The following is a 12,889-nucleotide window of genomic DNA, read 5'->3' on the forward strand; positions in this document are numbered from 1 at the left end:
TATAGAGTATATTCAAAGCGTTCCTCGTTAGCTTTAACAAAAAAACACAATGGCGGCTTTCTGTCAGATTCTAAACGACTTCTGAAAAATATTAGGATATACAAAGCGGTTGAAGATAGGGCATTTATTAGTTTTGGAACTTCACTAATCTTCGTTTATAGGGTAGATGTACGGGTATTCCTATCACATCTCATGATAAGTATTCACAATCACTTATTGAGTCTTGTAGTGTATGGTAATTACAGCAAAACTGAATTTCATCGATTTAATAAATACAATGAGGCTGCTTGTGACGCCGTAGAGTGAGGACAATAGTCACTCACTAAATTCTTTTATCGAAAAATACAACGTTCTTGACGGTACCACATAGACTTTGTGGATCGACTATGATAGTAAAAAGAAGCACATAGGTGGGCTCTATGTAAGATTGAGAATATAGCAAATCCTCTTGATAAACTTTTTGTGTAAGCAGGATTGCAATCCTTCGTACAACCTTAAGTTTTTAGATAAATTTTTCAAAACCACTGTATACGCAATGTCTCGCGTTATCTCGAAAAAAAGAAACACATTAGCGGGCTTCCTGTCATTCCTGTTAATTTTTAAGTGAATATGTTTGTATAGAAAGTATCTATACGATCCCTAATTAAACAACATTGAGGCTGCTTGTGACGCCGTAGAGCGAGGACAATAGTCACTCGCTAAATACTATTTATTTGCAATAGAGCGATAGATTACAACTCGGGTATATGCAAAGGGTGAGCCTTACTGTGAGGAACCTGAGGCTTTTATGCACAAAGATCTGCGATAAGTGTTCTTGTCTCATATACACAACTGAGGTCGCTCCTTGTGAGTAAGGAAAATTTAAAACGTATGCATAAAGTGGCTGTCCTACACTTGTTAAATATCCAACAAAATAATTTTCATTAGGCTGCTTTTGACGTCCTAGCGTAAGGACAATAGTCACTCGCTAAATACTATTTATTTGCAACAGACGGTAGGTTAATGCATTTGTATATACAAAGGGTGGGCCTTGCTGTAAACTCATTGATATCATACACCACTGGGGCTGCTGTAAATCCTTTATTTATATACACAACTAGTTTCTCACGCGCTCAATCCTGTGAAAAGTATGTACAATAGGTGGGCTTTCTCTTGATAGGTAATAACAAATGGCAGTCATACACAATTGGGCTCTCTCCGTGTCATTAGAAAAACATTTAAAGGTATACACAAAAGGAGGTCGGTTTTTTTGATTGTAATAGCGTGTACACAATTGGCGTCCGCTTACTCGTTTTCTGCATCAGATCAATAAAAAGTATATACAAAGGTTGGCGCTTGCTTAAACTCCATTTAATTAAATCAAATACTTCAATACCGATAACATCAATATTCTATTCAGCTTTAATATAAACCTATCACAAGATCTCGGTTTTCCAAAAAATCCGCCAGAGCCGGCCGAGATCTGTGTAGGTAATTAACCAAAATGTTGATTATGAACAAAACTTTACAACAACAGCGAACAGAAAAACATATCGCTCTGCTCCGACAAGGAGACGAACGAGGATTGGATTTTTTCTACCAGCGTTTTTACGGCTATCTTTTCGCAAGAACATTTCGTGCAACGCAAGATGACTGTGTAGCCGAAAGCATCTCTCAGGAAGCATTATTGCGGTTATGGCTGTTCCGCAAGCAGGTTAAAGATACTGAACATATACTAGCCTTCTTAAAAACACAAGTCAGATCGGCAATTCATGCTTTCTATAATAAAACACGAAATAGATTTCACCGAAGTCTGCTTCGCTTAGATTCCATTGAGGATTATCAGGAATTTCTGCTCGGCTATGAAATGGAAGAAGAGGAGGAAATGGACCTGGTCTATCTGGAAAAATTAGAGGAAGAAAAACAGCAGCGTCTGGATCAACTGGGCAACCTTTTGCCAAGCCTTAACCAACAACAGCAATTATTCATCAAACTCTGTCTAAAATACAGTTTTAACTACGAACGTATAGCCTATTATCTTGGTGGGATTTCGGATTACGAAGTCAGCTTGCAGGTAGAGAAAACGATCGATACCCTGCGTGCTGTATTCAATAGTTCGCAAAAAATGGAGCTGATGAATAGACCGACCAAGATTGTGCTACAGGGGGAATTTGATGAGCAACAGGCTGAAATATTTCACATGCGCTACGAATTACAATTGTCCTTCGAGCAAATTTCAGAAGCATTACAGCTCAATCCATCCACGGTCAAGAAACTTTTTGTACAGGCACATGCCAAAATAAAAACAGCAAAGAAAACCGCATAAAAAGAAAAAATTATGGAAAAGGATACCATCATTTTAACACGGAAAGTGCAGATCTATTTGGATTGCGACGATAAAGAGCAACGCTCGGCATATTTCAAACAACTGTTTGAATGGCAAGATATGGTGTACCGAGGGGCCAACATGGTGATGACACATCAATATGTACAGGAACAAATCAAGGATTTGATCTATCTGCGCGATGATGTTAAGGTAAAACTGGCAGACTTTAAAAAAGATCCCGATGGCATCTTCACTTCTTCGAAAATGAATACCACCTATCGTATACTATCGCTGTATTTTAAGGGGAAGCTGCCTTCGAAAATTATCTCAGCCATGAACATGACGTTGAACAAGGCCTATAGTACAGATCGAACAGCTTATTGGAAAGGTGAAAAGTCTTTGCGTAATTATAGGAAAGATATGCCAATTCCGTTCGGTGGAGATCAGGTGAAGCTGAGCAATGACGAAAAAGGTCGAGATTTCAAACTGACACTCTTCAAAATCCCGTTCCGTACTTACCTTGGTAAAGATCGATCGGATAAAAGAGTTCTATTGCAAAGAGCCTTGGTGGGGCAAATCAAAATATGCACCAGTTCCATCAAAATTGTGAAGGGTAAAATATTCTTGTTATTGGCACTCGAACTCCCAAAAAAGCAGCATGACCTCAAAGAACATATCATTGCGGAAGCCTCGCTGTCCGTAGAGCATCCGATTACACTATCTGTCGACAAGGACAATTTTCAAATAGGCAACAAGGAGGAGTTTCTCTACCGGAGGATGGCCATACAGGCCGCGAGACACCGTATACAAAAAGCTGCGGCATTCAACAAAGGTGGCCATGGACGTAAGAAGAAGCTGAAAAGTTTGGAACATTTTAGCGAAAAGGAAAAGCGGTATGTCAATAGCCGACTACATCTCTATAGCCGTCGTCTGATCGATATCTGTGTCAAGTCTGAAGCTGGTACACTACTATTAGTCAATCAAACCAATAAAGAAGAAGTCGCTAAAGAAGATGAATTCCTGTTGCGTAATTGGAGTTACTATGGACTGATCGAAAAGATTAAATATAAGGCGAATATGGTCGGTATAAACGTTATTGTGGAGTAAGTAAATGTTGAGCAAGTCGTTTTCCAAAATACGTGCTAAATCACCCTTGTAAAGCATTGCAGGACTTTTTCATACTTTCCCCTTACAACATTGTTCAGATTGAAACACCGGACAATAATTGTGAATTGCAGAATGGCTAAATATTCCTATTAGTTTCACTAGGGTGATACTTTTGTTTCACCTTAATGAAATTTTAGTTTCACCCAGATGAAACTAAAATTACACGCTACTGAAACACAAAACTATCTATATATAGCTCAAAATGCAATGTATCAGGAAATCCCCTGTCTTCAAAAATTCGATGCATCGCTTTCTGTTCCGTCGGATGGATAAATCGCTCTTTTCGCAGACATCGATAATACTTGCTGTGACCAAAATAGGCGATAAGTTCGTCCTTTAATTTTCTAACGTCCTTGTGAGGAAGAGAGTCGAGTACATGCTTGAAGCCTTTGGCGTAACGTACAGGTTGCACCTTAAAGAAATAAGGACAGTTATTTTTATCGACTGAAGCTAACTTCCGCAAGTTGACGATATGTACCGAATCTATTTGTGATGGTAGGTGTTGGTACGCAATCTGGCGCAGGCAATCTGTCTGGAGGGGACAATCTTCCGTTATACAGTGTAAAAAGGTTGGGGGTACCAGATCATAGTGAAAATGTTTCATAAGATATTGTGTTTTTTTCAATATAAATTAGCAAGCAAGGCTAATAATAAGGAAAATATATCTTATAATGAAATTATTTTGACTTATTCCGGTGAACTAAAATACTTTCATGACCATCCCAGCCTACAAGGGTCGAGTCGCTATAGAGGCTGACGATCTTCTCTCCTAAAGCTATGTAGCTACTGTTTATCTGTCTTATGGGTTACTTTTAGCTAGCCTTTCCAATACATCTACCAACCTGTTGGAGTATCCGAACTCATTGTCATACCAGCCTACCACTTTGACCAATCCACCTACAATGGAGGTTAATAACGAATCGAATACACAGGAATAAGGGTTGTTGATGATATCGACCGATACAATGGGATCTTCTGTATAATACAATATGTTCTTGAGGCTTCCGTTAGCGGCTTCCTTAAACTTAGCATTGATTTCCTCTACAGTTGTGGATTTTGCCAAGGTACAGGTGAAATCTGTCAATGAACCGTTCAGTACAGGTACACGTATTCCGGCTCCACCTAATTTGCCTTCCAGATGTGGAAAGACATTGGTAATGGCCTTAGCGGCTCCAGTAGTTGTGGGGATGATGGAGGATGATGCTGCCCGTGCCCGGCGCAGGTCGCGGTGAGGGGCATCATGTAGGTTTTGGTCGCCTGTCATCGAATGCACAGTCGTGATATAGCCGTCCAGGATATGCCAGTTTTCGTCCAGTATCTGGACAAGTGGTGCTACATTATTGGTCGTACAGGACGCATTGGAAAAAAGGGGAGAGCCCCAATCAAAACCTGTATCGTTGACACCCAATACTACTGTAGGGATGTCTTTGTCCGGTGAAGGAGCGGAGATGATGACTTGCTTGGCGCCGGCATCCAAATGGAGCTGTGCTTTGTCCCGAGTCGTGAAAAGGCCTGTGGATTCGACCACAACGTCAATAGCAAGTTGTGCCCAGGGTAGCTCTGTAGGCGACTTGTGGTTGAATACCCGAACAGCATGGCCATTGATATAAAGATGATCATCATCGCTGTTTATTTCACCCGGAAAAGGCCCATGTACGGAGTCGTACTTGAGTAAATGGGCCAAGGTAGCTGCACAAACTAAATCATTGATAGCGACAATATCAATACTCTTGATATCTCTGCTTATCAGATTGCGCAGTGTATGGCGTCCAATCCGTCCAAATCCATTGATAGCGATTCTCATTATCTGGTATATGCGGCTATGATTTCTTTGATATTTTTATCTCCGTCCCAGAAAGTTTCCAATTTGCCCTCTTTGGAGTAGATATAGTTGGCAGGGAACTGTTTGGGGACATGGAATTTTTGGATAAATTCCTGGTTCCTGTCGTATAGCACCTGCACGTTGGGTTTATTGACCAGTTCTTTGGCAAATGTCTCCAAAAAAGAAGCCATCAGTGCAGGGTCGTTCATGGAAACGAAAAAGAGATTGATGTTTTTGATCAGATCGTAGTTCTTTCCTAAGGCATTGGCTTCGGAGCGACAGTGTGAGCAGCTTGGATCGAAGAGTATGAATACGGTTTTTTGTTGTCCTTTTGGGATATCCTGCTGTGTAAAGGAGATGCCTGATTTGACCTTGTAAAAGGTAAATGCAGGGATAGTGGCACTTGGGGATCCTTGGGCTATCGTAGGGGTAGCGGCTTGCTCTGAACCAGAACCTTCTACAGGATACTGTTCGGTATGATCGTTGTGGTCACTGTCTTCGCCGGTTGCAGGTGCTTGATGATCATGGTTATGATTGGCGTGGTCGTGGTCATCGTGGTGATGATGCTCGGTCTCTTTATTTTTGTTGTTGGAAGGGTTTTCGGAACAGCTTGATAGGGCTAATAATGTATAGGTACACAGACATGTAAAGTTTAGTAATATATTCATTGTACAATATTTAAGGTATACAAAGCTAAGCAAATTTATATAATTTTTATTGCTTAGGAGAGGGGAGGAGAGTTGAGATGGGAAAATAAAGGGAGGATTCTTTTAATCAGTTTTTCTTTGTGCTCAAGCCGCACGGCTTTTCTTTCTCCTTAGATGAGAAAGAAACAAAGAATCAAGGCTGTTTCATCCTCTCTTCGATACGGTACGCTCCACTACGGAAGCGCCTTTTGAAGGTCTCCAACCCGCAACCCCTAGGCAAAGACTGAAAAGGCTTGTATTGTGCTAGGTGTACGCCAATGAGACCGTAGCTCCACGGACTTAATCTTGATAGGATGAAAGGCCGTTTTTTAAGGTAATACTTTCTATTATAGCTCACAGATAACGTGCTGATATGCAGGTAAAGGATTGCTTTGTAGAATGCGCTTCGTCCATTCCACTAGCAGCGGAAGGAATAGCCCGGCAACGGAAGGCGGTGCGGTGGGATACCCCTAGCTACGTTCAGTTTTGTCGATGGCAATGGGTGTAATGGCCCTAGGGAGACAAAACCAAGGGCTGTAGTTGTAGGGCTATTGAGCCTTGGGATCGTGCGACAAGCTGCCTTGGAATGGACAAAGCACTTTGGTCCTTGGGTGCATTCCAAGGACTAGGCCTCCGCGGCTATTGAGCGGAACATAATATCTAATAAAAACCTCCCTTTTATATATCCTCACAAAACGAAAAAAGGGACAAACTTTTAAGTTTGTCCCTTTTTCTATATATTCTAGCTAATTTTACGGTATAGCCACCTTAGCTTTAGCTGGGGTAGAGGCTTGCGCAATGTGCTTGCCACCTCTCAAGTCGTACACGGAAGGTGCTGCCAATACTACTGACGAATACGTACCTACGACAATACCGATCAGGATGGCAAACGAGAACCCTCTGATAACCTCACCGCCAAAGACAAACAATACAGCCAACACGAAGATAATGGTCAACGAAGTGATGATCGTACGGCTCAAAGTCGAGTTGATTGCATGGTTGACGGTTTCGCCAAAATCTTTGTTGTGTGCATTGGGCTTGCCCAAAAATTCCCGCAAGCGGTCAAATACCACCACCGTATCATTGACCGAGTACGCAATCACCGTCAAGATAGCCGCGACAAAGTGCTGGTCTATATCCAATGAGAACGGTACAATACCATCCAGGATAGAGAATAGCCCCAACAAGATGACGGCATCGTGGATCGTAGCTATAGCAGCGCCGACAGAGTATTGCCATTTGTGGAAGCGGATCAAAATATAGGCAGCGATGATCAAGATCGAGATGATTCCCGACCAAGTCGCTCTGTCCTTGATATCCGAAGCTATAGAAGGGCCTACCTTTTGCGAAGAAAGGATATCATATTTGTTGTCCTGTATTTTGGACAATCCTTCGTTCAATTTGCCCAAGACCTCTGCGTCTGCTTCGTCCGATGTCTCATCAATATGATAAGTTGTCGTGATACGCACCTGATTGGAACTTCCGAATGTCTTGACTTCTGTTGTCGAGTTGAAGGTAGCATCCAGATTTTTGCGGACATCTTCCAAATCGACAGGCTTTTCATAGCTGACGGTGTATGTACGTCCACCCTGGAAGTCTACACCCAAGGTAAAACCTTTGGTAAAGATGAAAAACAACGATATGACAACAGCCACAGCCGAAGCAATGTAGAATGTTTTCCGTTTTTTGATAAATTGGAAATTAGCATTTGTCAAGGTATTCTCAGACCAAGGGAAAGATACGGATATCTTCATGTCTTTGCTCAACATGTATTCGAAGATCAGACGGGAAATGAAGATAGAAGTAAACAGGGACGTAATGATACCGATCATCAATGTCGTCGCAAAACCCAGGATAGGACCCGAACCGAAGAAGAACAAGACCACACCCACGAGGAATGTCGTGATCTGGGAGTCCAAGATAGACGGCATCGCATGTTTGTAACCATCTGCAATAGCTTGTCGGATGCCTTTGCCGAGCCGCAGTTCCTCTCGAATCCGTTCATATATCAGTACGTTGGCATCCACAGCCGTACCCATGGTCAGCACGATACCCGCTATACCCGGCAGGGTCAGCACGGCATTCAGCGATGCCAAAATCCCCATTAGGAAGAAAACGTTGAAAATCACAGCGATATTCGCAGCTATACCACCTCTGTTGTAGTAAGCCACCATGAAGATCATGACGACGATAAGCCCGATAACAGCCGAATCAACCCCGGCATCAATAGCAGCTTGTCCCAATGATGGACCGACAATGGCTTCCTCTACAATCTTGGCCGTAGTAGGGAGACGTCCCGCCTTCAATACATTGGCCAAATCTTTGGTGTCTTCAATTTCGAAGTTTCCGGAGATAGAAGATGAACCGTTGGCAATCTCTGTCTGCACGTTAGGGGCAGAATAGACCACCCCGTCCAACACGATTGCTATAGCTTCTTTGTTCGGAGCAGCCTTTGCCGTGATCTTACGCCATTCGCGTGCGCCGATAGAGTTCATGGACATGCTGACCACGGGAGAATTGGTCTGTTGGTCAAAATCATCCTTGGCATCCGTGATGACATCTCCTGTCAAAACAGAACCCGATTCGCCTCCTACGGTACGGATCGCATACAAAGGTAAGAAGTCAGGACTACGTTTTTCCGGTTTGACGGCCCAAAGTAACTTTAAGTTGGCAGGAAGCAAACTTTTGACTTCCGGTCTTGCCAGATAAGCATTTACTTTTGCCGTGTCTTTCAGATGGGAGATACCGACCTGCGGACCCGGAGCCAGTTGCTGTTGGCCATTTTCTGCTTGATAGACAGAAGGCATCAAGACACTGAACAATGGGTTTTCAGCGGCAAGATTAGCTTCTACAACAGAAGAGCTGTCTGACGCATTGGTATTGGCACCCAAGTTGGCCAAAAGATTGTCGTCGTTTTTGGTACTATCCGTAGCGACGGTATCTTTTTGTACAGTGGGGGTATTTTCGGGTTTCAGTGTGCCTGCCAAGGTACGATTGACGTTCTCCAAGATAGGGTATATCTCGAAGTTGCTGTGTGTTTCGAAAAACTCCAACTTAGCCGACCCTTGCAATAGTTTGCGAACGCGGCCTTCGTCATTGACACCCGGCAACTCAATCAAAATACGGTTTGTTCCCTGTTGTATCTGTATATTTGGTGAAGCGACACCGAATTTATCGATACGGGTGCGCAAGACCTTATATGAGTTTTGGATAGCGTTGTCTGCCTCCTTATAAAGGAAGTTTTTGACATCTGCTTCCGAGCTTGTGGCATTGATCAAACCCGAATTGTCCTTTGTTGCAAAGAAAGATGCCAAAGATGTAGAAGCTCCCGAAGCCTTATACTCATCGATAAATAAGTCTACGACATATTTGTTGGAAGATTTGCTCTTTTGGAGGGCACTGGCCAATGCAGTGTTGAATTTTTCATCTTTTGGATTATTCGCTAGATTTCTGATCAGTTCGTCCAACGAGATTTCCATTGTAACGTTCATTCCACCTTTTAGGTCGAGTCCCAAAGGGAGTTCTAAAGCCTTACATTCCCTATACGTGTACTTTGCCACACCGAGATTGTAGACCACCTCGCCCGAAATAGAATCTAAATAAGCCTTTTCTTTAGCAATGTCACCGGCAGCATGCTTTGCTGCATCACTCTCCACTTTACGCGTTACAAAAGTGAATGATAGGGAGTAGAGACATGCTAATGTCACTACTGCTACCAAAAATTTAATCAGACCTTTACTCTGCATTTTTCTGAATTCGTCTATTAGTTGATCTAGTTTAGTTTTTTACTTGATTCCTATTGATAAAAAATAACTTACCAAGAACCGCAAAGGTATAAAAATTTTGATGAAAGAAAACAATATATCGATATTGTTGTTAAAAAAGTTTGGCTTGGAGATAAGGGGCTGCCCGAAAAGTAAAGAGAAACCGTTTAATTCATCCTGAACGTAGTGAAGGGTCTAAACACTTGATTAATAGTAGTGTTTTTGGATTCCTCCTGCTGTCGGAATGACAATCAAAGGGTAATGTCATACTTTTCGGACAGTTCTCGTTTTTTGATTTAAAACTTAGCGCCAAGTGTCAATGCAAAATTTGTTCTCTTGTGATCAATATTTGCTACAGGACTTGGCAGATCCCAAAAGGCCTCATCCACTATATAGGCTGCTTCTTTGTAGGAGTTGACCTGATGGTTGACGGCCATATCAAGGTAAAGTGAATGGTTGAGTTTGACACCCAAACCTAAGCTACCACTGAGATTCTTGTCGTCCACGTCTTTATAAGGATTGCCAAAGTAGTTGAAGCCTGCACGTGCACTTAGTGCATTGTTCAGTAATACCTCTCCACCGATCCTAAAATTAAGAGCAGAGGTATAGATGTCTTTGATATCACTGTTGATGTCCGCAAATCCAGAGTATGCATAGCTACTGGAAGCATTGCTGTACTTCATCGTACTGTAGTCTATAAATTCTACATCCGCAGTAAGCAAACCTCTATTGAAGAATTTTGCGACACCCACAGCAAATTTCCACGGCGTGGTCATATTGTAATCCATGCCACTTTCATATTCCTTGGATTCATACGTATCGAATGGAGAAGTGTCGGGATTTGCGTCTTCGTAAAAATGGACATCTGTATAAGCGTATGTGTCATCTTTTATCGTCGTCCAGGTAGGGGTATTGATCGTCAGGCCAACATTCCAATCTACGGCTGGTTTGAAGATCATACCTAGTTTCATATCTACACCAGAACCCTCGGTCACTTGCGAGAAATTGTCGAACATTTCATAGCTGGCCTCTAGGTATCTATTATTGGACGGATCCAAGAGGTCGGAACCCGGATTATCTTGGGCTATTTCGGGAGCAGTTTTGGTCCATCCATTTTCGATAAACTGCGTGTTTTTTTCATACTTAAAGGAGGTGAGACCCATACTGGCTCCAATGTAAAACTTATTGTTGTAGTTAGCGCCAAATGAAATAGCCGTTCTCGAACGATTGCCGAGCATACGATGTTCGTTGTATTGGCTCTTATTGTCGTTCTCTACAGCTACCGGAAAATAACCCTCTTTGCCTGTGACGGCATAATCGTATTCTTCTACGATAAAGGAATCGTAAAAATCGTTCCGAAAGGTTTCATTTCCGGCCATACTCATCATATCAGTCAAAGTATGGACGATGGTGCTGTTGTCATTGACACCTTCATAGCTTCGGAAATTGTTGAAGTTTTGTGTCTTGTTGTAGCTCAAGCCCATGTTGAAGTTTTGCCAGCCCGAATTGCTTCGTGTGGGAAGATAAAATACCACTCCGGCTTGATCTACGCCAAAATTGCCTTTGTTGGTGGTGGTATTGGTGCCAAAGTACCCAACCTTATTGTTGTTTTGAAGATAATTGAAGGTAATCGAGATATCCGACCTCCCGAAAAAGCCTAAGCCGGCAGGGTTGCCGTTGATGGAACTGATATCTCCACCTAATGCTGTCTGCGCATTGCCGAGTCCTTTTATCCTGGCCGATGCACCGACATCTTCTCTGGAAAAGATCAACGCATCATCAATAGTTTGGGCTTGTAGATCTGCATACGTGATGACAGACAGACATAAAAAAGGAATACTATATTTTAGCTTCATGTATAATATTTAAATATATGAACGGATTATACTAAGGGAGAACACTATATGTTCTCCCTTGGAATATACTAGCTATAAATTATCTTCTTGATGAGCCGGAAGACCTACTGCTACCACCCGAGCTCCCTGAAGAACCTCTGGACGAGCCGCCACTAGACATGGAAGAGCCAGATGATCTAGAGCTACTTCCGCCTCCATAACTCGATGATGAGCCTCTTGACGAGGAAGGAGGAGGTGAGGATTGCCTTGTAGAAGACCCCGAAGAACGGGTTGTTTCTGTGCTTCTTGTCGAAGGAGGAGGTGTTGATTCTGTCCTCCTTGTATTTGTTGGGCGGCTTGTGCCGACACGTTCTGATGTGCCGCGTGTTCCAATTGTGCTGCCTCTGGTACCTGTAGACCTTGTCGTCGTCGAGCGGCCGCTAGTGCCGGTATTGCGTGTAGTAGAACCTACACGAGAACCGGTGACGATACGTCCGTTTTCATCGCGGGCTATACCACTTCGTGAAGATGTCGTCCGTGTGGTGCCTACAGTCGATGTACGTCTGCTGGATGTCGTCGAACCGACGCGTCGGTTGAAGTTACCTCTGTTTTCCGAGCGTACAGATGAACCCATTGGTCTAACAGTATATCTATTGCCCGAATAAGGATATGATGATCTTCCACCGTAGTATCCATAATAGGGGTGTCCCCAAGAACTGTAGTACGAGTTGTAACCCCATCCGTATCCATAGTAAGGGTATCCTCCCCAACCATAGCCATAATAAGGGTACCCACCCCATCCGTATCCGTACCAAGGGCTGCCCCATCCGAAACTTAGCGACCAACGTGAGCCCCATCCCCAATTGGACCAGCCTAGCCCAAAACCGGCGTAGCCATACCAAGGATCAAACCAGGGATCGTAGTAACTCATACCGGGAGAAGAGTAATAGAACCTGTTGATACGATTGGCGTATTCCAAGTCTTCATAGCTGTCCTCGTAATATTGCTGGTCAGTGTATTCATCCGAATAATACTGGTTATTGGCGTTGGCAGATGCATTTTGCTGACCATCGGTATAGTAATAGTCGGAGCTTTGATAGTCCGTGGGCCTGTTGGCCGTCTGGTTATTGTACATATCATCTTTGTAGGCAACCTGTCTGCTGGTGGAGCAGGAGCCTAATGCGATGACGGCCAAGAGTGCCAGACTTCCGATGATTGATTTATTCGTTTTCATGATATCTTTGCTCTAAAGTGTATATAGATACAGTCTTATTTACTATCTTAGACCCGAATTTTGGGAAAGGTTTAAC

At 42.9% G+C, this 12,889-nt stretch carries 8 protein-coding genes; 2 read left to right on the forward strand and 6 right to left on the reverse strand.

Annotated features, from left to right (window positions below; all coding sequences use genetic code 11):
* Positions 1–1,492: 1,492 nt before the first annotated feature.
* Together G5B00_RS16020 and G5B00_RS16025 are read left to right on the forward strand one after the other, a co-directional pair.
* Positions 1,493–2,305, forward strand: coding sequence for an RNA polymerase sigma factor (locus G5B00_RS16020; RefSeq protein WP_163877795.1), 813 nt, complete (start codon positions 1,493–1,495; stop codon positions 2,303–2,305).
* A 12-nt stretch (positions 2,306–2,317) separates the two neighbouring features.
* Positions 2,318–3,412, forward strand: a complete 1,095-nt coding sequence (locus tag G5B00_RS16025; protein WP_163877798.1) for a hypothetical protein — start codon at positions 2,318–2,320, stop codon at positions 3,410–3,412.
* 226 nt (positions 3,413–3,638) lie between these two features.
* Here G5B00_RS16025 and G5B00_RS16030 read toward each other — a convergent pair whose 3' ends face one another.
* The 6 genes from G5B00_RS16030 to G5B00_RS16055 all read right to left on the reverse strand — a co-directional run bounded on the left by G5B00_RS16030 (position 3,639) and on the right by G5B00_RS16055 (position 12,813).
* The gene (locus G5B00_RS16030; RefSeq protein ID WP_163877801.1) at positions 3,639–4,076 is read right to left on the reverse strand and encodes a DUF6078 family protein; all 438 of its coding nucleotides are present in this window, start codon (positions 4,074–4,076) and stop codon (positions 3,639–3,641) included.
* A 195-nt stretch (positions 4,077–4,271) separates the two neighbouring features.
* A complete protein-coding gene (gene gap, locus G5B00_RS16035; RefSeq protein ID WP_205966449.1) occupies positions 4,272–5,276 on the reverse strand; it encodes a type I glyceraldehyde-3-phosphate dehydrogenase in 1,005 nt (334 codons plus the stop codon).
* The gene (locus G5B00_RS16040; RefSeq protein WP_163877804.1) at positions 5,276–5,962 is read right to left on the reverse strand and encodes a redoxin domain-containing protein; all 687 of its coding nucleotides are present in this window, start codon (positions 5,960–5,962) and stop codon (positions 5,276–5,278) included. Before G5B00_RS16040 ends, gap begins: the two co-directional genes overlap by 1 nt.
* A gap of 770 nt (positions 5,963–6,732) precedes the next feature.
* Positions 6,733–9,726 carry a protein translocase subunit SecDF gene (gene secDF / locus G5B00_RS16045; RefSeq protein WP_163877807.1) on the reverse strand — a complete coding sequence of 998 codons (2,994 nt, stop codon included), beginning with the start codon at positions 9,724–9,726 and terminating at the stop codon, positions 6,733–6,735.
* A gap of 314 nt (positions 9,727–10,040) precedes the next feature.
* Positions 10,041–11,600, reverse strand: a complete 1,560-nt coding sequence (locus tag G5B00_RS16050; protein ID WP_163877810.1) for an OmpP1/FadL family transporter — start codon at positions 11,598–11,600, stop codon at positions 10,041–10,043.
* Positions 11,601–11,679: 79 nt separating this feature from the next.
* Positions 11,680–12,813, reverse strand: coding sequence for a hypothetical protein (locus G5B00_RS16055; RefSeq protein WP_163877813.1), 1,134 nt, complete (start codon positions 12,811–12,813; stop codon positions 11,680–11,682).
* Positions 12,814–12,889 lie beyond the last annotated feature (76 nt).

The sequence above is a fragment of the Parapedobacter sp. SGR-10 genome (assembly GCF_011030405.1).
In the GTDB taxonomy this organism is placed as follows: Bacteria; Bacteroidota; Bacteroidia; order Sphingobacteriales; family Sphingobacteriaceae; genus Sphingobacterium.